This window comes from Pectobacterium parmentieri (assembly GCF_001742145.1).
In the GTDB taxonomy this organism is placed as follows: Bacteria; Pseudomonadota; Gammaproteobacteria; order Enterobacterales; family Enterobacteriaceae; genus Pectobacterium; species Pectobacterium parmentieri.
The window spans coordinates 1,512,749-1,538,167 of the sequence record NZ_CP015749.1 but is presented as its reverse complement, the minus strand read 5'-3'; the positions used below and the strand labels follow the sequence as shown (position 1 = coordinate 1,538,167).

Below are 25,419 nucleotides of genomic sequence, written 5' to 3'. Positions count from 1 at the left end.
GCAATCATCCCTGTGGCTGACAATCTGGTAATGATAAATTTTCCCGCTCGGGCCAGCGAACGGCAGCAAAATCTCTCCGTGCCGCGGCTCCGCCCGTTCCCAGTCAGGTAGCAATTTTCCACGCCGTAACAAACATTACGCCAAGTGATTTTGTGTTTCACGCATCCTCCGATTAGGCAATTTTACTTAATCGCCTGTTTGAAACTACGACCTATGCTATCGGCGATCAACCATTGCGCTCCCAAGGCCTGAGTAACATGGTATTGGCATAGCCACAAACTGCTTTGGCGGTTCTGTTCCACCGATTTTATTGACGCGAAAGATGACGTGTTGTCAATAATTCATGTGAACATCAAGAAACTACCGTCTGATGATAAATTCCTTCAGTCTCTAATTGAGAAGATAGAGCATATAACAATTTACTCTGAAAGCGATTTTTTGAGTGCGAGCAGTCCTAAAGGCCAGATTCGTTGTGCAGACCAAATTGCTGTTTCACAAGGTTTTTTAACCCCTCCTCATCTGGCGGTAAGGGCAAAAATTGTAGCATTACAGGATCCATATAAAGCCAGTGATGAGTTAAGAAAGATTTTGATTAAATTATACAGCCATATCAATAACATTGAAGATAAGGTAATGGTATCTGAACGAATTGGAACGAATGTTTTCATTGGCCACGGTCGTTCGGCAATGTGGAGAGAACTTAAAGATTTTGTTCAGGATAAACTGCACTTACCTTACGACGAGTTTAATCGAGTTCCCGTCGCCGGAGTTACTAATATTACCAGGTTAGTTCAAATGCTGGATCAATCCTGCATAGCATTCCTCTTAATGACTGCAGAAGATGAAATGATGGATGGGAATAAGCAGGCTCGGATGAATGTTATCCATGAGGTTGGGTTATTTCAAGGTCGATTAGGATTTGAGCGAGCAATTGTATTATTAGAAGATGGATGTGAAGAATTTTCCAATATAAATGGTTTGGGGCAAATTAGATTTCCCAAAGGAAATATCAGCGCGGCGTTCCAAAATATAAGAGAAGTTCTGGAGCGAGAAAAAATAATCAATTAAATTGTTTCGCACAATGACGTTATGCTAAAGAGACCGCTGCGCGGTTTTTATTTTCGCAGCGGCCTTTTTACCATAACGTCGACAACATTATGCGAACCATCGAATGAACAGGCAGGAACTGGCCGTTCTACAGAACAAATTCCCCACATCCGTAAAACACTTTTTCCGCCATCAAAAATCATCCCTGTGGCTGACAATCCGATAACGATAGAGTTTCCCGCTCGGGCCAGCGAACGGCAGCAAAATAGTAAATCCGGTACTTGCGTAGCCTCTTCCTATGGAACGGATTGTATAGAAAAACTTTCACGTCCTAATGAAGTCCCCGTAATTTATCTGGGCCTCTGTGCGTTTTCCTCTACAATGAGTTTTCCAGCCCGCTTATCAGGCCCATCCCCATGCCCAGACTGACTCAGAAAGACATGACAGAAAGCGAACAACGTCAGCTTAAGACGTTACTCGATCAGGCGAGAAAAAAGCAGGACCGCCCGCTGACCAACTCTGAAAGTAATCATATTAAAGACGATTACATCGATAAGCTGATGAAGGAACGTGAAGCCGTGGCAAAACAAGCACGAGCAGAGAAGAAGAAAAATAAGTTTAAACCTGATTCATCAACAACGTATGAATGGTCCGCGAATACAAATTTACGGGGCCGTCGCTAGCCACCCTGTACCATTAGATATGCTATCCGGCAACCATATGGTCGCCGGATAGCCGTATTTCTTTTTTACTTTAATAACGCATGGGGTAAAGTGTGCTGCTGTTCCAGACGGAAATGTTCTATCGTTTGCGCCAACAGCATGGACTGATCTTCCAGTGAACTGGCTGCGGCAGACATCTGCTGTACCAGTGCGGAGTTTTGCTGTGTTACGCCATCCATTTCATTAACGGCAATCGTTACCTGGCTTATGCCTTTCGCCTGTTCGTCCGATGCGGTGACAATCTCACCGATAATACTTTGTACCGAACTGACAGCATGCGTCATATCTTGCATGGTTTTACCCGCATCGTTCACCAGTTTAACGCCGCTTTCAACACGCTGGCTGGATTCCTCAATCAGGGAGGCAATCTCTTTCACCGCGCTGGCGCTACGCTGTGCCAGGCTGCGAACTTCCGATGCCACGACGGCGAATCCTCTGCCCTGTTCACCCGCCCGCGCCGCCTCTACCGCCGCATTCAACGCCAGAATATTGGTCTGAAAAGCGATGCTGTTAATCATGGAGGTAATGTCGCCAATCTTCTTCGCACTATCGTCAATCTGTGACATCGTCTGCACCACCTGGCTAACCAGCGATTCACCTCGTTGGGCTATTTTCGTGGCGTTCTCTGTCAGCGTCGTGGCCTGATGAGCGTTGTTGGCATTGTGTTTCACCGTGGCAGTGATCTCTTCCATGCTCGCCGCCGTTTGCTCAAGTGCAGCAGCCTGCTGCTCAGTACGCGAGGCAAGATTGAGGTTGCCACTGGCAATTTCCGCTGCGCCTTGCCGCACGGAATCACTGGCATCTTTGATTTGTCCAACCACCTGGCGCAGTTGCGATTGCATCGTATGCAGCGCAAAGAACAGGCTGCTGCGATCGTTGGCTTTCACGTCAATCACATTACTCAATTTCCCTTCCGCAACGGACAGCGCGATAGTTGCGGCTTCAAGTGGCTCACCACCAATAGGTTTAAGCACTTTACGACTGAATACCCAGCCCAGCAGCGCACTCACCAACAGAATGCTGATCACCATCATGATCACCGCGTTCATCAACTGGCGCTCAGACGCGGCCATCACCTGACTCACTGGCGCAACAATCCCGAGATACCACTTCTCCGTACTGTTACCGATGGTAACCGGTTGCCAGGTAACCAGCGCTTGTTCGCCCAGAATCGCATCATCGTGCTGTACTACTGAAGAGGTGAAATTGTCCGTTGCCCCTTGCCAAGCTTTGCTCGTCAGGGATTTATCAGGATAAGAAATGACTTTACCCGCGCTGGATAACAGCATCGCGTATCCACCGCCTTCCCAGGGTTTAATCTGGTTAACTTTTTGCTGCAATGACGCAAGAGAAATGTCGGAAGTGACGACGCCCCACAGTTTCCCCTGACTGACAATCGGTGCGGCGACTGACGTCAGCAGCGTTGGAACGCCGTTGTAAGCATAGGTGTAGGGTTCGATTAGCGTATCTTTTTGGCTCTTTTGCGGCAACAGGTAGTAATCGCCCTGGCCGGGAGTCAGGTAAGAAAGCAGAGGATGCATCGTGTAATTGCCAGACTGATCGTGGTCAACAAACCAGGCATAGCGGCCTTTCGGTGCTTGACCCGGTTGATCGGCAAACTCGGCATCACGTCCGTCAAACACATTCTCTTCAAAAATAACTGAAACCGAGAGGTACTCTGGGTTATCCCGCAGAGCATATTCCATCATTTTATCGACCACAGCGCGGTCTTTAATGCCTGCGGATGGCAAAGCAACCAGCCCTTGCCCAAGGTTATGTGCCACATCACGGGCGTAGTTGAGTTCCTGTTGAATTCTCAGGGCTTCACTTTGGGCTATCTGCTGTAAATAGCGTTCGGCCAGAGACTTTTGTTCACTACTGGATTGCCAACTGAGTACTCCGATGGTGACAGCGAAACCGAGTGCGATGGTGAATGCGCCAGTTAACAATACCTGGGCGCGGGTGCTCATTGTCTTTTTTTGTATTAATTGCGTGGCCATTATGGCTCTCCTGGTGTTGATCTTGATCGTAATCAACATTCCCTTGCAATGAGTTCCCTGCTACTTGTCTATCGGCGTTTTTTTTTTGAACTTTAGTGGCGCAGAAATGAACAAGAGATAAGGGGCGGAGGCCAGCGATCGTCGAAGATCGTTTTTTTACGTCATAGGCTTAATCGCAGTCTGATGATGAGTCAGATTCCAAGCTTTTGTGCATATTAAAACCGGTAATCTGGAATCCCTGTTTTTCATATAAAGCCTTGGCGACCGGGTTATGCGTAGCGACTCTCAACCCGACTTCGCGAATACCTAACGCAGCGACTGCCACGTCCATCGCTGCCAACGAGGCTTTACCAAAACCGCGCCCCCTCCATGCTGGCAGTAGGCTAAAATCAGATACCCAGGCAGAATTTCCGTTCAGAACCACCCACAAATAGCCGATGATGACACCTTCGTTATTTAAAGACTGAATGGACCATAATTTATTGGCTGGCGTGTGACTGCCCTGCGGTAGCGCAATATCGATGGATTGTGTAGCAATCGCCCTCGCCTTTTCCGCGTCATATCCTCGGGAAGCTTGTAAATCCTGAGCATATTCAAGAATAAAAAACTGACGGTAGTCGGGGTAATCCAACTCGTTCATATCCGTTAAATTTACCATTGCGTTAACGTTCCCAGAGCAGAGTGACGGCCCGGCTCACTGCTGTTATTCAGTGTTGGCAGCCATCACGTAATTTATTTTCAATGTAATCAACATACTGACATATATTGCGCGGTTCCGATAATACGGAGCCGCGCAAAAACGTCAGGATGGCGTTTCAGATGCCGTGCTGGCCGCACGATCTCGGGCAGAAGACGAACAAATAAAAGCCAGAATAACCATGGCAAGCACAGGCAACATTGCGATGCGCAACCCTGCAACCTCACCAAGAAAGCCCAATGCAGGCGGACCGACGAGAAAAGCAAAGTAACCCAATGTTGCAGCAATCGTGACGCGAACGGCGCTGTTTTCTCCACTTCCTGCGGCGGAGATCGTGAGCGGAAAGCCCAGCGATGCACCAATACCCCAGAAGATAACGGCGGCAGCAGCCAGCAGTGGAGCATCAGAGAAGATCACCAGCGTCAGCCCAAGTGCAGCAGAAGCCGCACTGAAACGGAGCATATTGACCTTACCGAAGCGATCGACAAAATACCCTCCGGCAAACCGACCTAGCGTCATACCCGCCGTGAACCCGACATAAACCAGCGTCCCGGTCGTGTGGCCAAAGTTGTGACCATCGATCATTAATAACGGTAGCCAGTCATTGGCAGAACCTTCCGCGAGTGCCATCGCAAGAATAATTACGCCGAGAATCAACAGGCGACTATCTTTAAGTTCGTTGAAAACCTGAGTTTTGTAATTCCCTTTCTCTTCTTGTTCAGAGCTTGCCAGATCGCTCAGCCACGGCATGTGGCGCATCAGCACAAGAGCGGTGAGTACCGACAGTGCAGCCACCATGACAAAATGCAGCGTCGTATTAACGCCAAACGCCGTCATTGCCATCCCGGTCAATGCGCCGACCAGTGTCCCTAGACTGAAAAAACCGTGCAGTGTTGTCATCAGACTTTTCTTCAGATGCTGTTCGAACGCGGCCCCTTCAATATTGAGGGCGATATCAACCAGAGCGACGCCTGCGCCGAAAATCAACAGCCCCATAAACGCACTGGGCGTGCTCTGAACCGACAACGAAACGGCAAGCACGAGTAGCCCAAGCAGAAGCAGTAGAAGCCCACTGAGCATAGCTTTACGAATGCCAATAACGTTAATGACCTTACCTGCCCCCAAGACACCAAGCATGGAACCACATGAAAAACCGAACAGAATCATGCCCATTGTTTCCGTTGAGGCATTCAGAACATCACGCATGACAGGGGTTCGGGTGACCCAGGTTGCCCATGTAAAACCGGGAAGGAACATCAGACCGAACAGCGCAAATTTATTGATAACAGGGTTTGTGGTCATCGCTTTCATCGTCTTTATTTAAAAAAATTCGTACATATGTACGAATAACTATCGCACGATTATGCATCGCTTTGCACCTGTTTCATTGCGTTCTTTTTTTAACGGGAAGATGCCATGAAAGAGCGACTCTAACGGAATCAAGACGTCAACTTGATCACCGTATTGAGAATGTCTTCACGACTAACTGCTTCATTATTGAGATAGTTATGGATCGTATATCCTTCAATCATTGCATCCAGTGAACACGCGGTCGCAATACTGAAATGGAGGTGAAGTGATTTTCTGCTGCGCGTCATCCACTCCTGCAATATCAGCCGATACTCCTCTTTTCTCGATGCCAGCGCGTACAGTTCAAAGCTTAATGTCAGGTGACGCGGCGTTGCCCAGATATCGCCACAGATCAGGTCCACCACCGCTTCACGCGCGCTGTTGATGTCCTTTGCCTGTTTGAGGCGAACGCGGAATGCGTGTGAGATACCGTCGATCATATAGACGAATGCGCTGTTTAACAGCAATTCAATACTGCTATAGCGGTAGGTCAGCGTCCCTGGCGACAACCCGGCCTGCTGCGCAATTTTGCGGTAAGTTGCCCCTCGCACACCATGATCCAGTATGACTTCCAGCGCGGCCTCAAGAATTCTGCTTTGCGTATCTTTGCCATCATTCGTTGCATCGTGTGATGGTGACATCATTCTGTTCCCCTTTGGCTGGCTAATACTGGCTATCGTAACCGTTATAACAAAAAAAACCGCCAGTGGGGTCGATTCCCACTGGCGGCTTATGGTAAACGAAAAGCGGTTTAGCCTCTCAATTTACTGTGGTACTCACCTTTCAGCGTATTGATTTCAGCTAACACTGCTTTGGCTTCGCTCAGTTTACCGGCATCCGCCAGAACCTGCGCGCTGTCCACTTTTTGCAAAATCTTATCCAGCCCTTCCACATAGGCTTTTCTGTCTGGACTATCTGCTGGCTGCTTGGCAAAATCAGGCGGAACCTGCGTTTTAGCTTGCGCAACATGCTCACGGAATGTGCTCAGCGCAGTTTTCAACGTTGCGGCATTATCCGCTTTAGTGGCAGCGGTATAACTTTTTTGCATACCGCGCATATCTTCTGACGCGGTTGCATTCGCTAAAACAGGTGTCAGCAAACTACCGGCCAACAGTACAGAAAAACAGATCTTGGTCACTCTATTCATCTTGAACTCTCGCTTGTGTTCCACAGCACGACATACTCAGAAAATCTGACCACCAAAAATCGGTCAGCCCAATATTGCTCTTGTTATGTTGATCTTACCCACGTAAAGAGGATACAGCCCTCAGAGAGGTGCTGGTTTGCACACTGTTCCGGGCTAAGACCGCCACAAGCACTATATCGAGTGTGGTTATAATTGCACTCGATATAATTAACCCCTTGCTTTCATCTCTTCCCGACTGACAATGTGCTCACCGTAGATACATTCCATTTTCAAGGAATGAAAGAAACTCTCCACGTAGGTACTATCATAGCAACATCCTTTCCCACTCAAGCTGCTACGCGATGAGCATATCTGAAGTCAAAATTGCAACTGTAATGCTAGATTGTAGAATTTTAAAAAAAGTTATTCACGTCAACGAAAATGGGTTCTTTCGATACGCACGTCGTGAAACGTACCTGCATTGCTTCCGGACACCTCGCCCGGAAGCAATGCGGATTTGACGTTATCTGCACGTACTGGATTGCTCATCCAACCAGCATTCATTAGGACCAGGGTGAGTTTGTGCTAAAGCAACTCCGTTGACACTAAGCAGACCCAAAACAACAAAAAGCATTCTGAATGATATTTTTCTACCCACGTCAACTCTCCATGTTGGTTTTAAATAAGGCTAAAATAGATAGCCAGAATAAGCATGACATTTATAGAAAACTAAAATCAATACCTAATACTAATAGATAACTATCTAATTATATTTTGATTATTATTAAATAATAAGAAAACCCGAATGCCACGCGGCAAGCCATACTCTGGATAAAGGCCGGATAGCAATGATTTTAAATTTCAACGCTATCTTACTTGACCTCCTACTATGTGCCAGACACAGATACAATTCACATTGCAGTGTTTGTTATCGCCGGAGACCGGTAATTTAAAAATGTGTAAGCATATGATCCAGAAATGCACGTACCGCAGGATTGGAACGACGGCTTTCATGCCAGACAGCCGAAATATTACGTCGCTCCACCGCAAAATCTGAGAGTACGGGAACTAACTTTTTATCCCTTACCAGGGAAATCGCCATAAAATTTGAGGCCATGCCTATTCCGGCCCCGGCAGCAATTGCGGCGATGACGGCCTCGCTTGCATCAACAGTGACCGCTGACGAAGGCACAATCTCAATCTCCCGCTCTCCGAAGCGGAACGGCCAGCGAAAAAGTTGCCCCGTATTTTGGTAACGCAGATTAACCGTTTTATGCCCTATTAAGTCATTGGGATGTTCCAAAGGAGCGCAACTGGCTAAATATTCAGGCGAGGCATAACAACCTATCTGATATGGCGGGAGGCGACGCGACAGGAGATTTGAATCCGCGAGATCACCGATCCGAATGGCAATATCAATATTTTCATCAACGATGCTTACCACGCGATCGCTCAACCGCAAGTCAATTGTCACTTTTGGATGAAGCGCACAAAATTGCGGAAGAACCGGGGCAATCATATGGACACCTGTCGGTAACGAGGCTGCAATGCGTAACGTACCCGTGGGCTCCGCATGTGTACGTTTTGCTATCTGTTCGAACTCCTCTGCATCCCGTAACAACCGTAAAGCCCGCTCGTGCAGTTCCCGGCCTTCGGCAGTCAAAACGAGCGAACGTGTCGTTCGGGTGAATAAGGTAACGCCGAGACGCTTCTCCAGTCGCTGAATACTTTTACTGATTGCTGAAGGTGAAACTGAAAGCGAGCGAGCAGCGGCAGTATAGCTACCCAGAGCGCCTGCACGCGCGAATGCAATGAGACCGGTGAGTCTGTCAAAACCTATTTGTTCCTTCATGGCATAATTAAAGCGAAATTCAGCCATATTATCAACCTTGAATATTGGCCATATACTCTTTCGCCTGAGTTGCTTTTAGCGTGAGATTGTCATGACTGAGATGATGAAAGCAGTACAGCTACACACGTTTGGCGGGCCAGATAACCTGCTTTATGGAGACATACCCCGGCCACTTATGGGGAGCGACGAGGTCCTTGTTCATATGCAGGCGGCCAGCCTTAACCCACCAGACTGGTATCTGCGTGACGGTTATCGAGCACTTCCGCCTGAATGGCGGCCAGATTCTTCTTTTCCGCTCATTTTGGGGACTGATGTATCAGGCGTCGTCGCAGCGGTCGGTAAAAATGTTACCGGGTTCAGAACCGGGGATGAGGTCTATTCGATGGTGCGTTTTCCGGAGAGAGTGATGGAGGGCAGTGGTGCCTATGCGGAATATGTAAGCATTCCTTCATCAGAGCTGGCGCTAAAACCCAGGGGAATTGGACATGTTCAGGCTGCTGGGGCACCAATGTCACTACTCACGGCCTGGCAGTTTCTTGTCGAAGTGGGGCATGACGCACCGAATCCTTTCCAGCCTTTCCCTCATCAAGCCATTCCATTAGAAGGCCGAACCGTGTTAGTCAATGGTGCCAGCGGAGGCGTTGGACACCTTGCGGTTCAGGTTGCCAGGTGGAAAGGTGCAAGGGTCATTGCAGTGGCGTCTTCCCGCAATGAGGCGCTTTTACGCGACCTGGGGGCAGATGAGTTTATCGACTACACTAAAACAGCAGCCGAAAAGGTGGTAAAAAATGTTGATCTCGTTCTTGATGCAGTTGGCGGTGCAAATATGGAGCGATTTCTGCGCTGTATAAGGCCAGGCGGTGCATTATTTCTGGTTAATCCTTTGGGTTTTTCCGGAAGGAATGAGGCTGCTAAAAAAGATATTACCGTATCATCAACGCAAGTACGTTCAAGTGGTGCACAACTGTCTGAAGCTGGACATCTCCTGGAAAAAAGAATTATCCAGGTCGTCATCGATAGCACCTATCCATTAGCACTGGCATCTGCAGCCCATCAGCGTGCTGCAATGGGCAGTATTCAGGGCAAAATTGTGCTGACAAACTTTTGATAATCACTTCCCCGATCTGCCATGCATTGCGGTCGGGGGATGAGTGAGATATTGGCGCGAAATTATGCTGTCGTCATACTTTTTAAACCACAGAACGTATTTATAAGAAACTCAAATCGATTATTTCATTCACATAATAATTTCACCGCATAAAATAAATTAGCTGATATATTTACTGATCTGTTTTTTTAAGATAAAAACGATTTACTTATTTGAAAAAATATCCGATTATCTATAAGCCAAGACGATGGTTTTAAAAATGGATGTCCGCTTTGGTGTTTTATTTTTACAACTTAACCATGTTATTAATCTTGAATCATATTGGATGTGAAACATGAATAAAATAACCTCCTTAGCTTTATCTGTATTATGCTCTATTCCTCTGATTAATACCGCCCACGCCCAGTGGGAATTGGACGATATCTGTTACGGCTACGCAACCGCAACCGGCTCTGGATATCAAGGGGGAGCCCTCCTGCTAGACCCTATTCCACAGAACATGGAGATCACCGCATTAAACCGGAGCCAGTTGGATTATCGCGGCGTTAAAGCATCACTAGCTGGGGCTTACCTGAAAGTGAATGGCCCAAAAGGTAGCACGGTGGTTTATGTCACGGATCTTTACCCTGAAGGTGGAGATTGCGCATTAGACTTATCGTTTAACGCTTTCGAGAAAATAGGCGATCTGCGGGATGGGAAAATTAATATCGACTGGACGCTGATCGAGGCACCAGTAAATGGCAACGTTATTTATCGAATAAAAGAAGGTTCGAATCCTTACTGGGCTGCAGTGCAATTCAGAAATGTAAAATATCCGGTTATTGAGATGAAATATATGCGAAACAACCAATGGATTGCCGCACAGAAAACCGATTATAACCACTTTATTGTTGAACACGTCGGAATGAACGACATTCCCATTGAATTTACTGATGTTAAGGGTAACGTCCTCAGCGATACGTTGCCACCGATGTCTCAAAGTACATCATCCGCTTACCTGATCACGGGCAACGTCCAACTGTAACAACCCATGTTCTTGAGGGACGTTGACATCCTGTAGCGGCCCTCATTTCTGCAAAATCGCGACTGAATGTGGGCATAGCATTTTTTTCAGTATTTTCAGCGTATTGCCCGGACGTTATCTGTTACACATGCGTACTCCTCGCGTTTCCTACTTTTCCTATTGCTCAAATATTTGTTAGTTTTATCACTTCTTTAAGCGTTTGATTCGCCATCATTCGCACTACAGTATACCCTGTCGCAGATTACATTCTATTTTCTGCTTTAGGCATCATTACAAAAGGTCTCTTTTGCGTGGCAAAATTATTTTTACGTAGTGGAAGTTTGGATGATTTTCTGGCGCTGGGTGAGAACGGGCAGCCAGTTTATGCATCGGCACTTCAATTGCGGGAAACGTTACGTCTCAGAAAACAACAGCAGATTGCCGATTGTCTGGCGATCCCCCAACCCAACGAGCATGGCGACCGCATTGACTGGTATGCGTCAATTGACGGTAAAGTCACCTCCTGGATTGCTGCCAGTGAAGAAGAACGAGAAAAGGCGCTGTCGTTACTGGAAACCTATCAAACTGCGGTTGCTGACATCAGCCAGCGTGCGCAACATGCAGAAAAAGCCGGGCAGAAGCTTTTCGGTGTTCTGCTGGCAAAAGCGCTACAGTTCCCCGGAGCAAACCACGTCTATCTGGTTGATGGCAAGCCCGTCTTAACGTTCTGGGGCTTCGTCAATCTCGATAAGAAATCCCGTCTTGATGCGCTGGACTGTCTGCGGCCGGTCATCAAGGAAATCGAACCACTTGTGGTCGCACCGACTCCCGTTGCAAGCGTCCCAACGCTTGCAGTGGTCGAACCGGTACCCGAGCCAGAACTACAGCCTATCGCTCAGCCCGAACCTGTCGAGCCAACGCCAGAGCCTACCGCAGTGACAGCATTGCCTGCTCGTCCGCCATTCTTCCGCCTATGGTGGCTATTACCTGCTGCCGTACTGTTAGCTATTCTGGCATTGCAAATACGTGGCTGCGTGTCAGAACAAGACGATAAACCGACATCCGAACAGACTGTAGCGGTCAAGCAGGAAAAACGTGCCTTGCCTTCTTCCACCCCGGCTGAACCCACCCCGCCACCTGCTCCACCTGTAGCAGAAAAAGAGATCGTAAAAGCCGTTGAGCCTCCTGTTTCAGCACCGCCTATCGTAGAAGAAGTCAAGCCAGAAGCTCCTGCGGTTGTTGAACCCAAAGAACCTGTTGCGCCACCGGTTGAACCCGTTATCGAACAAGTACCAGCACTTCCTGCGGGCAAGGATGACTTAGTGATGCCTGCAGATGCGGTGAAAATCGGCTCCATTAAATTCCTGAACGGTAACTGGCGCGTCATTGTTGATGGGAAAGCACCGATTACCGGCAGACCACCTAGCCTGCGCTACCAAATCCAAAATGGCAAAGGGACTGCGCGTATTACTCATGGTGACGGTGTCACGTGTCGCGCCAATGTTGAGGCAGGATTAATGGGTTCTGGCAATCTGATCATCAATAGTCGTTCTGGTGCACGCTGTTCCGATAATTCTCGTTTCCAAATGCCGGAACTGGTCTGTAAACAAGGTGGATCTGGCACTGCTGCGGAGTGTATTGGTCGTTATGACGCAGACACCGTTTTCCCGATGACGATAAAGCGCGAGAGTAAATAATCATGCTGGCGACAATTACCGATTATAAACAACGCATTACGTTGATTCAGGACAGCGGGATTCAGTTTTTGGATTTTGCGTTAAAGCCGCAGTTTTTGGCTGAACAGCCTAACGGCTATGTTCGCAAAAGTGCCAACGGCCCCTTACTGCATCTGCTTTACGATGAAAACACGGACAAATTCCTGCTGCCTTCTGCAACGGGTATGCAACCGGAAGTGGTGAAGCCTGAGTTGAGTATTTCACTTGAGCAATCGCTGAAGCTGCTGGAGAAAGTCTGGTTGCCACTGCCCTTCTTCCGCTTCAATCCGCCGCGTACTTTTATGGGGGGCCCGGACAACTGGGCTCGCATGCAGATCCTGACGTTGGATACGCCCGATCAAGACGGCAACACGCACCGCATTTGTCTGGCGTTCGATACCAAAACCTATCCCGAAGGTCATGAATACGAGTCGCTGGCACCGAATGCCAATGACATCAAAACGGGTGGAAATTTCGCGCTGGCTTATCACAGCGATGAGTTGGGTGAATTCCTCGATGAAACCTGGGTTGACGGCTGGCTGCGTGAAGTCTTTACTCAACAGGCAAAAGCGCAGGAAAACCGTGATAGCCATGATGTGAAAGTGGCGTTAAGGGGATTCGAATATCAGGCACATTATTTAAATGTGCTAGATATGCTGGGTAACCAGCTTGAGATACCGGAAATCCGTATCAACACCAGCACGTTGCAGGAGCCGGTGGTCAACGTCGACCTGATTTTGGATGTCGGAAATTCACACACCTGCGGCATTTTGGTTGAGGATCATGCAGACGAAAGCAACGGCCTGAAGCAAACCTATGAACTGCAACTGCGCGATCTGAGTGAGCCACATTATCTGTATAACGAACTGTTTGAGAGTCGCGTTGAATTTTCTCAGGCAAAGTTCGGCAAGGAAAACTTCTCCGTGGAAAGCGGTCGTGATGACGCTTTCATCTGGCCGTCGATCACTCGCGTCGGGCGTGAAGCCAGCCACATGGCACTGCTGCGTCAGGGAACAGAAGGCTCAAGCGGGATTTCCAGCCCGCGTCGTTACCTGTGGGACGAAGAAAGCTATGCACCAGGCTGGCGCTTCAGCCAGACCGATGCCCATTCACAAACCGAGCCGCTAGCGACTGCCATGCCGCTGACCATCATGCTGAATGATGAAGGTCAACCCCTCTACAACCAACCGCTGGATGAGCGTTTACCGGTATTTTCACCGCACTATAGCCGCAGCTCGATCATGACCTTCATGCTCTCCGAACTGCTGGCACAGGCGCTCATGCAGATGAATAGCGCCGCCCAGCGGTTGAAGATGATCCACAGCAGCGCACCGCGCCAATTGCGCAATATCATTCTGACGCTGCCTTCCGCGATGCCGAAGCCTGAACGCGAAATTTTCCGCCGTAGGATGCATGAAGCCATTGCGCTGGTCTGGAAAGCGATGGACTGGCACCCGATGGATGACGATTTCACCACGCCAGCCGACAAACAACAGAGCCGGGTTCCGGTTCCTGACGTGCAAATCGAATGGGACGAAGCGACATGCGGACAGATGGTTTACCTGTATAACGAAGCGCAGGTGAATTTTGGCGGTCGAGCAGAAGATTTCTTCGCCAGCATGGCGCGACCAGATAAAGAACTCGACGAAGGTGAACCCGTAGGAAAAACGCTGCGCATTGCCTCAATCGACATCGGCGGCGGTACCACCGACCTCGCCATTACGCAATATCTGCTCGATGACGGTGTGGGCAACAACGTCAAAATCATTCCACGCCTGCTGTTCCGCGAAGGCTTTAAGGTTGCGGGTGACGATATCCTGCTGGATGTGATTCAGCTTTATATCCTCCCTGCTCTGCAGGCTGCGCTAAAAACCGCAGGGCTGGCCAATCCGGATGCACTGATGGCGAAACTGTTCGGCAATGAAGGCCGTATGGACGCGCAGCTTACGCTACGCCAACAGGTGACATTGCAAGTCTTTATCCCGATCGGGCGTGCGATTCTGGAAGCCTATGAGCGCTTTGATCCACTGGACACCAGCGCCGAGATCGAATCGACCTTCGGCGAATTGTTGGATCAGGCACCGACGGACAAAGTGCTGGAATACATCAATACGGAAGTGCAGCGCGAGTTGCCGGTTAGCGATAGCGTATTTGATATTTTGCAGGTGCCGCTCATCCTCAAACTGAACAAGCTGCACGGCGAATTCCTGTCTAACAAAATGAATATCACGCAGAATCTGCGCCTGATGTCTGAAGTGGTATCGCTGTATTCGTGCGATGTGCTGCTGCTCACTGGCCGCCCTTCGCGCTTCCCGGGGATTCAGGCGCTGTTCCGCCACCTGCAACCGCTGCCGATTAACCGAATGCTGTCGCTGGATGGGTATCACACCAATGATTGGTATCCGTTTAACAAACGCGGGCGTATCGATAACCCGAAATCCACCGCCGCCGTCGGCGCGATGCTGTGCCTGCTTGCACTCGATCTGCGTCTACCGGGTTTTTACTTTAAGGTCGGTGATTTTCAACCATACTCTACGGTGCGCTACCTCGGTATGATGGATAGCAATAACGCACTGACACTGGATAACGTGTATTACAGCGATATCGATCTGGATGCCCCGGATTTCGTGCTTGACCCAAAACATAGCTTCCAGGTGCGCGGTTCACTCTGCCTCGGTTTCCGCCAGTTAGACAACGAGCGCTGGCCTGCATCCTCGCTCTATATGCTATCAATTGTCGATCAAGATTTAGCCCGTAAGGTCGTCGGTGACAGTAAGCTGTACGTCCGGTTGGCTGTGACAAAAAGCGACGATCAGGACAGCCCTGAGCGCTTTGAGATTGCCGATGCGGTACTGGAAGATGGCACTCGCGTGCCGCCCCATCATTTACGACTCAAATTGAACACATTATCCGCTAACGGTTCAGGAGCGACCCATTATTGGATCGATAGTGGGAGTGTATTTAAAAAATGAAACGATTAACGCCTAAACAGCTTTCCACTCGGCTTCACGGCCAGCTCCAGGCCGTCACTCACGGTGTTGAACAGGCCATTGACTGGGTTGAAACTACGCGTCAGAACGCCCCGCGTCTGGATATTGAGGCAGACCGCCTGATCGTCAAATTGCGTCGTAATCATAATAAAGCGCAGCACCTGTCCGATGTGGCACAGAAAGAGATTGCCATCGGCTTTTTTGGCCTGTCTCAGGCGGGGAAAAGCTATCTTATCGCGTCGCTGGCCGGGGGAGAAAACGGCAAGTTAGAAACCTCATTTGAAGGGCAACCGCTGGATTATATCGATCATATTAACCCGTCTGACCGGGTCGCAGCGCTTGTCACGCGCTTTAGCCGACAGTCTGGCGTGAAGAACAAATCGTTTCCCGTGCAGTTGCAACTTCTCAACGAGCTGGATATCGGCAAGATCATGGCCAACGCATTTTTGAACGATCTCAACCAAGAGACAACGTTTGAAGAATTGGATGAACGCCATGTCGCCGAGCACATTAAAACGCTGTTGATGCACCGTCAGCCAGAACCTGTCGAAGGGATGGACCGCGATGACGTGGTCGAACTCTGGGATTATCTCGCACGTCACGATATCAAACGGCAGAAACAGTTAGAGGCACACTTCTGGCCTGTTGCAATTGAATTAGCACCCTATCTCGCCGTTGATGACCGCGCCCAACTTTTCTCGATATTGTGGGGCGAATTGAATGCGCTGACCGCTGCGTATCGCCATTTCAGCCACACGCTGCAACACCTGTCCGGTACGAGTAAGCTGTTAGCACCATTACGCACGTTGGTGGATGATGATTTTAACCCGGCGGACAGCTTGATCGACGGTTCCGCGTTGGAACGGTTGCACAGCGCCGACGATCCCGGTGTGCTGGTGCGCCCGGTCCAGAATGGTCGTGCAGGGAAAACAACGGAGCTCTCGCTGGCTGAGTTAACGATGCTGACGGCGGAGTTGCTGATCCCGTTGCATTTGCCTCCTAAAGAAGCGCTGTTCGAGCAGGTCGATGTGCTGGATTTCCCCGGTTTTGGTGAAATCGTGCCACCAGCAAAACGCCAAAACATGCCGTATCCGCTGGCACACACGCTATTGCGTGCAAAACGCGCCTATCTGCTAGAGCGCTATACCGATAATCAGGAAATGAACGTACTGATGGTATGCAGCGCCGCTGGCGACCGTGGTGATGTGAAAGTGGTCGGTAAGGCGTTGGATCACTGGGTTAAACAAATCCAGGGTGAAAACGCACAGGTTCGCAGCCACCGTAAACCGGGGCTGATTTGGGCGGTTACTCGCCACGATCGGCGTATTACTCACGGGCAAAACTACGATGCAGCAGTTCAGCGCTATGTGGGTAACCCTGGCGATGCCTGGGGAACGATGCTGGCTATGGATAAGCGCGGCGTGGCGCGTATGGCAACGTGGCTGGGCGCTGAAGTCCACCGGGAAGTGAAACTCGGACGCATCGGTGAACAGCTTAATGAACTTCAACGTGAACTCAGCGATAACCTGTTGGGTAACTGGTATCTGCCCGTCGATGTTGACGATCCGGCGGAAAAGCAGCGCGTCGCAGAAACGTTGCTGAAATCGCTCCAGACCCGAACCGGTGTACACGGCGAACTGCTGGAACGTCTTCTACCTTCGCGTGATGAACTGCGCCGCCTGTATCTGCAACAACGAGGCGCAAGCTATGGCAATTTCCTCACCGATGCTGAAGATCCCTCTGCCCCCTTAGCCAATAGCGATCCGTTTGGTGTCGGGATCGAAATCGATCTCTTTGCCGATGAACCGATCGCTTTCGACCAACCTGCACCGCCCGTTCTTGCCGTCGATCATGGCTATGAGGCGGATTATGCACACGGTGTTTATCGCTACTGGATTAACTACCTGCGCGGTCTGCCGGAAAATGCCCCGCTCCTCGATCTGCTGAACGTGCCGAAATCAACGATCGAAATGCTGGTTGAAGAATTGATTACCGGCAGTATCCGTTTACGAATTGAAGAGGCATTGGTCGATATGCTGGTCGATGGTGAGTCGTTGGGCATCAACCGCGAGAATAAAGCTGACCGTCAGGTTTCGCGCGTGCTAACTATTCTCGGGGATTTTGTTGCCTGGCTCGGCTTCCAGCAGCTTGATGAATCCCTGCGCCCTGCCAGCCGCATTAATCGCGGCCATAAAATTTTCGCCAAGCCGGAAAAACAAGCGGTCAGCTTTGGTGCTTCGCAGCGCCTAACCAAGCTGTCGCTAACGCCCACCAACAATACGGCGTTTTATATTTATGACTGGCTGGTTGGCCTGAACGAGATGATTATCCAGAACGCTGGCTATTCGGCTGCACGCGAAGTCAGTGCTGAACAGCGCGAGCAATTGGGCACGATTCTGGAATTGATTAAACCGGCTGAAAAATAACTTCTTTATTGTAAATAACAATAGATGGATCTTTATTGAAAATGAAGATCCATCTAAAAACATCCATGTTTATTATATTTTAATAAAATTATAAAAAATGGCATGCGACATTTTCTGCTTTATTCAGTGCAACCGCTGCTTCATTCACTGTTTCTTCGTTCAATATAACAACTAAAACAGCAAGTGAATCTGTAAGATTAGTATCCCCGACTAGTAACAGGATTACTGTTCTATCAGTTTCAGCGTGGCCATAATTGGGATATGGTCACTTGTTGTCTGCCACTTAATGCCGAATTCCTCACTACCATCATTTGGTATAGTCAGCTTTTCAATTTTCCATTTTTGCCCTTTTCCTGTAAATATGTGATCAAGGTCCAGACCTGGATTGCCAGCAGGCCACGTGCGAGTATCTTTGCCAGCCACTTCAACTAAATTCCAGTATTTATTAAGTTCTTTCACTACACGATCGTTTTTAGTTGAGTTAAAATCACCAGCCAGAATGAAAATACCTGTTGCAAGATTTGGAAAATCTTTATCGAGATCCAAATCATCAAATACTATACTATTTATAAAACGCGCCTGACTCATTCGCACTTCATCTTCTTCGTGCCAGTCAAAATGAGTGTTATAAATATATACCGGGGAATCAAATCCAGGAATGTTAATTTTACTGAGCATCAGTGAACGTTGTTCATAATCACCTGAAGGAAGTTTAAATACCTTTGTTTTTTCTATTGGATATTTAGATAAAATGGCATTGCCATAATTACCACCATGCGCTTGAATAGCGACACCGTATGAAAAATACATTTTGGTAAGCTTTGCAAGTTCTTTTATCTGGTCTATACCATCACTACGCGTTGTTTTTTGATCGACTTCCTCAAGAGCAATAATATCTGGATCAAGAGCATTTATTGCTTTGGCAACTTTATTCAAATCTACTTTATGATTTCTTAATCCACCTGCGATGTTGTAATTAGCAATTTTCAACTGAGGGGCCTTATCCAAATCTAAATAAATTTTATTTGGAGTACTTTTATATTGAGTTTCAACAAGATCAGATGCAAATACAGTGGTAGACATAAGAGTAATAAACATAATCACAGCGTTTTTTTTCAAATTCATAACATCTCCTTAATTCAACTCATGGTTTGCCGTTTTGAGGCGTGAGATAAACACGACAATTTCTATTCACCAACCAGTACCACTTCAATCCCGCCTTTACGTAGCCCATTCAAGCTTTCAGTTGGGATCCCCGCATCAATGATAACCATATGAATTTTATGGGTATCAATGATTTTATGCAGACTGGAACGGTTAAACTTAGTGGAGTCCGTCACGACAATAATGCGCTCTGCCACTTCACACATTCGGCGGTTAAGACGCGCTTCATCTTCGTTATGGGTACTGATGCCACGCTCAAGGTCGATAGCATCCACCCCAAGGAATAGCATATCGAAGTGGTAATTTTGCAGGGATTGCTCGGCCTGATCGCCATAGAATGAGAGCGACTGACGGCGCAAGTGCCCCCCGGTCGTCAACAGTTCCACACCTTCTGCTTCGAGTAACGCATTCGCCACATTCATGCCGTTGGTCATGGCAATCACTTCTTTATGGTTACGCATGTGGCGCGCTATTTCATAAGTAGTGGTGCCGGAATCTAAAATCACACGATGGCCTGGTTTGATAAGGTTGGCCGCAACGCGAGCAATACTGCGTTTCAGAGACGTATTTAGAGAACTTTTGTCTTCAACGGTGGGTTCAACCGGCGCAGTGCCCGAATCGCAAACTAATGCGCCGCCATAGGCACGTACCGCAATACCTTGCTTTTCCAGAAAAGCTAAGTCGTTACGGATAGTGACGGTAGAAACACCAAAAAATAATGATAGATCATTAACCTGTACGCTTCCCTGTTGACGAAGACGCTGAATAATCTGTTCACGCCTTTCACTTGTACCCGTTACACGCTTGTCCGTTGCTGCATCGGTATTATTCATAAATTATCCTTTCATCATATCTTTCATTTCATTTCACTCATTAACACCTTTCTTTTCACGGAAAGCAAGTCTTTACTTTACACACTGCATTTCCTTTCTTTGTGTTAACCAGGCTTTCAATTGATTTCTTTTGCGGGACAGGTCTCAATTTCCCTATCTTTCGTTTTGTTTTTATCACGCGATAGGTCACTATTAAATGAAATAAATCGAAAGCAAAGTGCATACAAACCCACACGGAGAGATAAATGAAACATTTAACCGCGTTTGTGGCCGACCATAAACAGGATCCACGATGTGGCATTTTTGCCGTCTGTTCTGCTCATCCCTTGGTTCTTGAAGCGGCAATGCACCATGCCAGAGAAGCAAAATCACTTTTATTAATAGAAGCCACATCCAACCAGGTTGACCAGTACGGCGGTTATACCGGCATGACTCCGCAAGATTTTCGTGATTTTGTCGAGCAGGCGGCAGACCAGTACCACTTCCCGCGCGAGCAGTTAATCCTTGGTGGCGATCATCTTGGCCCGAACCATTGGCAATCATCACCCGCCGAAGCAGCCATGCATAATGCCGATGAGTTAATTCGTTGTTATGTCGCCGCAGGTTTCAAAAAGATCCATCTCGATTGCAGCATGTCTTGCGCGGATGATCCCATCCCGTTAACCGACGCCATTGTTGCCATGCGTGCCGCAAGGCTTGCGAAAATAGCCGAACAAACCTGCGTAGAAAAGTTTGGCGCTTCTGATTTGGTATACGTTATAGGCACCGAGGTGCCAGTGCCAGGTGGAGCACACGAAACACTGGCGGAATTAGCAGTTACCACTCCGGAAGCGGCGAAAGCGACACTGGAAGCCCATCGTCATGCTTTTGAGTTACAAGGTTTGAGCGACTTATGGTCACGTATTATCGGGCTGGTCGTTCAACCGGGTGTTGAGTTTGATCACACTCAAGTTATTGATTACCAGCCTGATAAATCACTTTCCCTCAGCCAGATGATCGAAGCGTTCGACACATTGGTATTTGAAGCGCACTCCACCGATTACCAGACGCCACAAGCCCTACAGCAGTTGGTCCAGCATCATTTCGCGATCTTGAAAGTCGGCCCGGCTCTTACCTTTGCACTGCGCGAAGCACTGTTTTCCCTGGCTGCTATCGAGCATGAATTGCACCCAGCACATAAATGTTCAGGCTTGCGGGAAGTCCTTGAGAGCGTGATGCTTGATCACCCTGAATACTGGAAACGGCACTATCACGGCACCAACAGCGACCGCCGTCTGGCACGTGGGTACAGTTTCTCCGACCGCATCCGCTATTACTGGCCGGATCAAGAAATTGACGAGGCGTATTCAAAACTTGTTACTAATTTGGCTGATAAATCTATTCCTTTGCCATTGATCAGCCAGTATCTGCCACTTCAATACGCTAAGGTCCGAGCAGGAAAAATCGCGGCCACGCCGCATAAACTTATTATCGACCATATTCAGGGCGTATTGTGTCAGTATCATGCCGCTTGCCATAGCACATCAAAATCCAATTAACACAATGATAATAAGAGGAAAAAATATGCCGAACATTGTATTAAGCCGCATTGATGAACGATTGATTCACGGTCAGGTAGGCGTTCAATGGGTTGGTTTTTCCGACGCAAATCTAGTCCTTGTTGCCAATGATGAAGTGGCCGAAGATTCGGTACAGCAACATTTAATGGAGATGGTTCTGGCAGAAGGGATCTCGGTACGTTTCTGGTCGCTACAAAAAGTTATCGACAATATTCACCGCGCAGCCGACCGCCAGAAAATCCTGTTGGTTTGCAAAAAACCGGATGATTTTCTGACTTTAGTTAAAGGTGAGGTACCTGTAACTCGGATTAATGTCGGCAACATGCACTACGCAGAAGGCAAAAAACAAATCGCGAAAACCGTCTCTGTAGATGATCAAGATATTGCCGCGTTTAAAGGTCTGCAAAAGGCCGGAGTGGAATGTTTTGTTCAGGGAGTACCGACGGAATCCGCTCAAGATCTCTACAAACTTCTTTGAGGGATTTTTTATGGAAATTAGCTTATTACAAGCATTAGCGTTGGGTATTCTGGCCTTTATTGCCGGTTTGGATATGTTCAACGGCCTGACGCACATGCACCGCCCAGTGGTTCTGGGCCCATTGGTAGGTCTGATTCTTGGTGACCTTCATACCGGGATTCTGACCGGTGGTACGCTGGAATTAGTCTGGATGGGTCTTGCGCCACTTGCTGGCGCCCAGCCGCCAAACGTAATTATCGGCACCATCGTCGGCACAACTTTCGCCATCACTACTGGGGTTAAACCTGAAGTTGCCGTCGGCGTCGCGGTCCCCTTTGCCGTCGCGGTACAAATGGGGATAACTTTCCTCTTCTCCATCATGTCAGGTGTGATGGCACGTTGCGACCGGATGGCGGCTAACGCCGATATCGATGGTATTGAACGGGTGAACTACCTGGCGTTACTGGCACTTGGTATCTTCTATTTCCTGTGTGCATTCTTGCCGATCTATTTCGGGGCAGAGCATGCGAAAACCGTCATCGATATGCTACCTGCTCGTTTGATTGATGGGCTAGGTGTCGCAGGTGGCATCATGCCGGCTGTCGGCTTTGCCGTACTGCTGAAAATCATGATGAAGAACGTCTACATTCCCTATTTCATTCTCGGTTTTGTGGCCGCCGCCTGGCTGAATCTGCCGGTGCTGGCGATTGCCGCCGCGGCCCTGGCCATGGCATTGATCGACTTCTTACGCAAAGACCCAACACCACCGCAACCTACACACGTGAAACAAGAGGAATTTGAAGATGGCATCTAATGAACAGACTCTGTCGAACGTCAAAGTTACGGATATAGCTGCGGTCGAAAAAAATGACAATGTCTATGAAGATCAGCATATCGGTTCCGAACTGACGAAGTCGGATATTAACCGGGTGGCATGGCGTTCCATGTTATTACAAGCTTCCTTCAACTATGAACGTATGCAGGCATCTGGCTGGCTTTATGGCTTATTGCCCGCACTGAAAAAGATCCACACCAATAAAAACGATCTGGCACGCGCCATGAAAGGCCATATGGGGTTCTTCAACACCCACCCTTTCCTCGTGACCTTTGTTATTGGAATTATCCTGGCAATGGAGCGTTCCAAGCAGGATGTGAACAGTATCCAGAGCACAAAAATTGCCGTAGGTGCTCCACTGGGGGGGATTGGCGACGCCATATTCTGGCTGACCTTACTGCCGATTTGTGGCGGTATCGGGGCGAGCATTGCCCTACAAGGTTCAATCCTTGGTGCCGTGCTCTTTATCGTTCTGTTTAACATCGTGCACCTTGGCCTGCGTTTTGGCCTTGCTCACTATGCTTACCGCATGGGCGTCGCTGCTATCCCACTGATTAAAGCGAACACTCGTAAAGTGGGTCATGCCGCGTCTATTGTTGGGATGACGGTGATTGGCGCACTGGTCGCCACTTATGTTCGCCTTGCTACTACGCTGGAAATTACAGCCGGTGATGCGGCCGTAAAACTACAAACCGACGTTATCGACAAGTTGATGCCAGCCTTCTTACCGTTAGTTTATACCTTGTGTATGTATGCGCTGGTGCGGCGAGGCTGGAGTCCTCTGCGCCTAATCGGCATCACGGTAGTGCTAGGTGTGGTAGGGAAGTTTGCCCATTTCCTGTAATCTAGAGAAAACAATATGTTAAGCATTATTCTTAGCGGTCACGGTGGCTTTGCCTCCGGGCTGGAAAAGGCAATGAAACAAATTCTGGGTGATCAAGGGCAATTTATTGCTATTGATTTCCCCGAAACATCTACAACAGCGTTACTCACAGCTCAGTTCGAAGAAGCCATTGGCGCACTAGATGAGAGTGAAGGACTGGTGTTCTTAACTGATTTACTTGGTGGCACTCCCTTCCGTGTGGCCTCGACCATGGCGTTGCAGAAGCCAGATCGCGAAGTTATCACCGGCATCAATCTACAATTATTGCTGGAAATGGTACTGGAGCGTGATGGGCTAAGCAGTAAAGAGTTTCGTCTTCAGGCTCTGGAATGTGGTCATCGTGGATTAACCAGTCTGGTGGATGAAATGGGACGCTACCGCGAAGCTGAGGCTTTTGAGGAAGGGATATGACCACCTTGCTGCGAGCCAGACGCATCCTTACGGGACAGGGCTGGCTGGATGATCATCAGCTACGCATCGATAACGATACCATTATCGCCATTGAGCCTATTCCGGTCGGAATAATGGCGCGCGATGTCGAACTGCTGTGCCCAGCTTACATTGATATTCATGTTCACGGTGGTGACGGGGTTGATGTTATGGACGACGATCCCGGCGTTCTCGATCGGCTGGCTATGCACAAAGCACGGGAAGGCGTGGGAGCCTGGCTGCCAACCACTGTGACCGCCCCGCTTGCCGATATTGAATGTGCATTGCGGCGTATTGCACAGCGCTATTTTCAGGGGGGGCCTGGTGCTAGCGTGCTGGGTAGTTATCTTGAAGGGCCGTACTTCACGCCGCAAAACAAAGGCGCCCACCCGCCCGAGTTATTCCGCGAGCTGCATATTGCAGAACTGGATCGACTGATCGCGGTGTCGCAAAACACGTTGCGTGTAGTGGCGTTGGCCGCAGAAAAATCCATGGCGCTGGAGACCATCAGGTATCTGAAAAGCCGTGGTGTACGCGTTATGCTCGGCCATAGCGCCGCCAGTTATGAGGAGACAATTCAGGCATTTGATGCCGGAGCTGATGGCTTGGTGCATTGCTTTAACGGTATGACAGGCCTGCATCACCGTAACCCGGGAATGGTTGGCGCAGGTTTAACCGACAAACGTGCATGGTTGGAGCTAATTGCCGACGGGCACCACGTCCACCCTGCCGTTATGAATATCGGTTGCGCCTGTGCGAAATCGCGCATTCTACTCATTACCGATGCGATGCGTGCTGCCGGTATGCCTGACGGCAACTATTCGATATGCGGACACCCGGTGACCATGCACGACGGGGTCGTCCGAACCGAAAGCGGTGGACTTGCGGGAAGCACCCTGACGCTTGATGCAGCAGTGCGAAACATGGTGAATAACGTTGGTGTTACTACCGAAGATGCCATTCATATGGTGTCGCTTCACCCGGCTAAAATGCTCGGATTAGATAAGCAGTTAGGCTCACTAGCCGTTGGTAAGCACGCCAATATCATTTCGCTTAATTCACAGCTTTTACTGCAAAACATTTGGATTAGCGGCCGGGCTCTCCACCTGTAGTTCTTTCATTATGCTCCGTTTGGGTCTACCTACCTATGGCAGACCCTTCCTTCCCTTTCGGTTTAATGCGCAAATATTATTTGATATTGATAAATATAAAGTTATATCAAT

Annotated in this window: 21 protein-coding genes and 1 pseudogene; 13 read left to right on the top strand and 9 right to left on the bottom strand. The window is 48.8% G+C overall.

The features are described 5' to 3' along the window. Positions 1–330: 330 nt before the first annotated feature. The gene (locus A8F97_RS06785) at positions 331–1,068 is read left to right on the top strand and encodes a TIR domain-containing protein (protein WP_227001592.1); all 738 of its coding nucleotides are present in this window, start codon (positions 331–333) and stop codon (positions 1,066–1,068) included. A 395-nt stretch (positions 1,069–1,463) separates the two neighbouring features. After that, positions 1,464–1,730, top strand: coding sequence for a YjbD family protein (locus tag A8F97_RS06780; RefSeq protein ID WP_005968519.1), 267 nt, complete (start codon positions 1,464–1,466; stop codon positions 1,728–1,730). A gap of 65 nt (positions 1,731–1,795) precedes the next feature. On the opposite strand, the gene A8F97_RS06775 is transcribed toward A8F97_RS06780, so the two are convergent. The 7 genes and pseudogenes from A8F97_RS06775 to A8F97_RS06750 form a co-directional block, all read right to left on the bottom strand. Then, the gene (locus tag A8F97_RS06775) at positions 1,796–3,769 is read right to left on the bottom strand and encodes a methyl-accepting chemotaxis protein (RefSeq protein WP_014700019.1); all 1,974 of its coding nucleotides are present in this window, start codon (positions 3,767–3,769) and stop codon (positions 1,796–1,798) included. A gap of 169 nt (positions 3,770–3,938) precedes the next feature. Then, positions 3,939–4,427 carry a GNAT family N-acetyltransferase gene (locus tag A8F97_RS06770; protein ID WP_033071514.1) on the bottom strand — a complete coding sequence of 163 codons (489 nt, stop codon included), beginning with the start codon at positions 4,425–4,427 and terminating at the stop codon, positions 3,939–3,941. A gap of 144 nt (positions 4,428–4,571) precedes the next feature. Beyond that, positions 4,572–5,768: an MFS transporter gene (locus A8F97_RS06765; RefSeq protein ID WP_033071515.1), complete on the bottom strand. Its 1,197-nt coding sequence runs from the start codon at positions 5,766–5,768 to the stop codon at positions 4,572–4,574. Positions 5,769–5,905: 137 nt separating this feature from the next. Then, entirely contained in the window at positions 5,906–6,460 is a 555-nt protein-coding gene (locus A8F97_RS06760) for a TetR/AcrR family transcriptional regulator (protein WP_015730508.1), read from the bottom strand. 107 nt (positions 6,461–6,567) lie between these two features. Further along, complete coding sequence (locus A8F97_RS06755) at positions 6,568–6,963, bottom strand: cytochrome b562 (protein WP_014700023.1); 396 nt, start codon at positions 6,961–6,963, stop codon at positions 6,568–6,570. A gap of 83 nt (positions 6,964–7,046) precedes the next feature. Further along, positions 7,047–7,302: pseudogene (locus tag A8F97_RS24570) on the bottom strand (IS3 family transposase); the annotation flags it as partial. Between the two features lie 589 nt (positions 7,303–7,891). Beyond that, on the bottom strand, positions 7,892–8,794 hold the full coding sequence (locus A8F97_RS06750) for a LysR family transcriptional regulator (RefSeq protein WP_015730509.1): 903 nt from the start codon (positions 8,792–8,794) through the stop codon (positions 7,892–7,894). Positions 8,795–8,885: 91 nt separating this feature from the next. On the opposite strand from A8F97_RS06750, the gene A8F97_RS06745 reads away from it, so the two are divergent. The 5 genes from A8F97_RS06745 (at position 8,886) to A8F97_RS06725 (ending at position 18,036) form a co-directional block, all read left to right on the top strand. Next, positions 8,886–9,902 carry an NADP-dependent oxidoreductase gene (locus A8F97_RS06745; protein ID WP_033071516.1) on the top strand — a complete coding sequence of 339 codons (1,017 nt, stop codon included), beginning with the start codon at positions 8,886–8,888 and terminating at the stop codon, positions 9,900–9,902. 334 nt (positions 9,903–10,236) lie between these two features. Next, positions 10,237–10,926, top strand: coding sequence for an expansin EXLX1 family cellulose-binding protein (locus A8F97_RS06740; protein ID WP_033071517.1), 690 nt, complete (start codon positions 10,237–10,239; stop codon positions 10,924–10,926). Positions 10,927–11,216: 290 nt separating this feature from the next. Then, positions 11,217–12,602, top strand: coding sequence for an SrfA family protein (locus A8F97_RS06735; RefSeq protein ID WP_033071518.1), 1,386 nt, complete (start codon positions 11,217–11,219; stop codon positions 12,600–12,602). A gap of 2 nt (positions 12,603–12,604) precedes the next feature. Then, on the top strand, positions 12,605–15,592 hold the full coding sequence (locus A8F97_RS06730; RefSeq protein ID WP_014700028.1) for a virulence factor SrfB: 2,988 nt from the start codon (positions 12,605–12,607) through the stop codon (positions 15,590–15,592). Next, positions 15,589–18,036, top strand: coding sequence for a putative virulence factor (locus tag A8F97_RS06725; RefSeq protein WP_014700029.1), 2,448 nt, complete (start codon positions 15,589–15,591; stop codon positions 18,034–18,036). The genes A8F97_RS06730 and A8F97_RS06725 overlap by 4 nt, the downstream gene beginning before the upstream one ends. Positions 18,037–18,258: 222 nt before the next feature. Here A8F97_RS06725 and A8F97_RS06720 read toward each other — a convergent pair whose 3' ends face one another. Next, the gene (locus A8F97_RS06720; RefSeq protein WP_015730512.1) at positions 18,259–19,161 is read right to left on the bottom strand and encodes an endonuclease/exonuclease/phosphatase family protein; all 903 of its coding nucleotides are present in this window, start codon (positions 19,159–19,161) and stop codon (positions 18,259–18,261) included. Positions 19,162–19,223: 62 nt separating this feature from the next. Then, positions 19,224–20,033, bottom strand: a complete 810-nt coding sequence (locus A8F97_RS06715) for a DeoR family transcriptional regulator (RefSeq protein ID WP_014700032.1) — start codon at positions 20,031–20,033, stop codon at positions 19,224–19,226. Between the two features lie 245 nt (positions 20,034–20,278). On the opposite strand from A8F97_RS06715, the gene kbaZ reads away from it, so the two are divergent. The 6 genes from kbaZ to nagA are packed head-to-tail and all read left to right on the top strand — an operon-like array spanning position 20,279 to position 25,308. Beyond that, a complete protein-coding gene (gene kbaZ, locus A8F97_RS06710) occupies positions 20,279–21,571 on the top strand; it encodes a tagatose-bisphosphate aldolase subunit KbaZ (protein ID WP_015730513.1) in 1,293 nt (430 codons plus the stop codon). Between the two features lie 25 nt (positions 21,572–21,596). Next, on the top strand, positions 21,597–22,070 hold the full coding sequence (gene agaV / locus A8F97_RS06705) for a PTS N-acetylgalactosamine transporter subunit IIB (protein WP_014700034.1): 474 nt from the start codon (positions 21,597–21,599) through the stop codon (positions 22,068–22,070). A 10-nt stretch (positions 22,071–22,080) separates the two neighbouring features. Continuing rightward, the gene (agaW, locus tag A8F97_RS06700) at positions 22,081–22,863 is read left to right on the top strand and encodes a PTS N-acetylgalactosamine transporter subunit IIC (RefSeq protein ID WP_014700035.1); all 783 of its coding nucleotides are present in this window, start codon (positions 22,081–22,083) and stop codon (positions 22,861–22,863) included. Then, entirely contained in the window at positions 22,853–23,728 is an 876-nt protein-coding gene (agaE, locus tag A8F97_RS06695) for a PTS N-acetylgalactosamine transporter subunit IID (RefSeq protein ID WP_015730514.1), read from the top strand. Before agaW ends, agaE begins: the two co-directional genes overlap by 11 nt. 15 nt (positions 23,729–23,743) lie before the next feature. Beyond that, positions 23,744–24,178, top strand: coding sequence for a PTS galactosamine/N-acetylgalactosamine transporter subunit IIA (agaF, locus tag A8F97_RS06690; RefSeq protein ID WP_014700037.1), 435 nt, complete (start codon positions 23,744–23,746; stop codon positions 24,176–24,178). Next, on the top strand, positions 24,175–25,308 hold the full coding sequence (nagA, locus tag A8F97_RS06685) for an N-acetylglucosamine-6-phosphate deacetylase (protein WP_033071519.1): 1,134 nt from the start codon (positions 24,175–24,177) through the stop codon (positions 25,306–25,308). Before agaF ends, nagA begins: the two co-directional genes overlap by 4 nt. Positions 25,309–25,419 lie beyond the last annotated feature (111 nt).

Excerpts from the sequence above, each read along its gene's own strand:
- agaF (WP_014700037.1), top strand. The coding sequence starts at position 23,744 with ATGTTAAGCATTATTCTTAGCGGTCACGGTGGCTTTGCCTCCGGGCTG.
- A8F97_RS06725 (WP_014700029.1), top strand. The coding sequence starts at position 15,589 with ATGAAACGATTAACGCCTAAACAGCTTTCCACTCGGCTTCACGGCCAG.
- agaV (WP_014700034.1), top strand. The coding sequence starts at position 21,597 with ATGCCGAACATTGTATTAAGCCGCATTGATGAACGATTGATTCACGGT.
- A8F97_RS06775 (WP_014700019.1), bottom strand. The coding sequence starts at position 3,769 with ATGGCCACGCAATTAATACAAAAAAAGACAATGAGCACCCGCGCCCAG.
- A8F97_RS06720 (WP_015730512.1), bottom strand. The coding sequence starts at position 19,161 with ATGAATTTGAAAAAAAACGCTGTGATTATGTTTATTACTCTTATGTCT.
- kbaZ (WP_015730513.1), top strand. The coding sequence starts at position 20,279 with ATGAAACATTTAACCGCGTTTGTGGCCGACCATAAACAGGATCCACGA.
- A8F97_RS06750 (WP_015730509.1), bottom strand. The coding sequence starts at position 8,794 with ATGAAGGAACAAATAGGTTTTGACAGACTCACCGGTCTCATTGCATTC.
- A8F97_RS06715 (WP_014700032.1), bottom strand. The coding sequence starts at position 20,033 with ATGAATAATACCGATGCAGCAACGGACAAGCGTGTAACGGGTACAAGT.
- A8F97_RS06740 (WP_033071517.1), top strand. The coding sequence starts at position 10,237 with ATGAATAAAATAACCTCCTTAGCTTTATCTGTATTATGCTCTATTCCT.
- A8F97_RS06780 (WP_005968519.1), top strand. The coding sequence starts at position 1,464 with ATGCCCAGACTGACTCAGAAAGACATGACAGAAAGCGAACAACGTCAG.
- A8F97_RS06755 (WP_014700023.1), bottom strand. The coding sequence starts at position 6,963 with ATGAATAGAGTGACCAAGATCTGTTTTTCTGTACTGTTGGCCGGTAGT.
- A8F97_RS06770 (WP_033071514.1), bottom strand. The coding sequence starts at position 4,427 with ATGGTAAATTTAACGGATATGAACGAGTTGGATTACCCCGACTACCGT.
- A8F97_RS06745 (WP_033071516.1), top strand. The coding sequence starts at position 8,886 with ATGACTGAGATGATGAAAGCAGTACAGCTACACACGTTTGGCGGGCCA.
- agaE (WP_015730514.1), top strand. The coding sequence starts at position 22,853 with ATGGCATCTAATGAACAGACTCTGTCGAACGTCAAAGTTACGGATATA.
- A8F97_RS06765 (WP_033071515.1), bottom strand. The coding sequence starts at position 5,768 with ATGACCACAAACCCTGTTATCAATAAATTTGCGCTGTTCGGTCTGATG.
- A8F97_RS06730 (WP_014700028.1), top strand. The coding sequence starts at position 12,605 with ATGCTGGCGACAATTACCGATTATAAACAACGCATTACGTTGATTCAG.
- A8F97_RS06760 (WP_015730508.1), bottom strand. The coding sequence starts at position 6,460 with ATGATGTCACCATCACACGATGCAACGAATGATGGCAAAGATACGCAA.
- agaW (WP_014700035.1), top strand. The coding sequence starts at position 22,081 with ATGGAAATTAGCTTATTACAAGCATTAGCGTTGGGTATTCTGGCCTTT.
- nagA (WP_033071519.1), top strand. The coding sequence starts at position 24,175 with ATGACCACCTTGCTGCGAGCCAGACGCATCCTTACGGGACAGGGCTGG.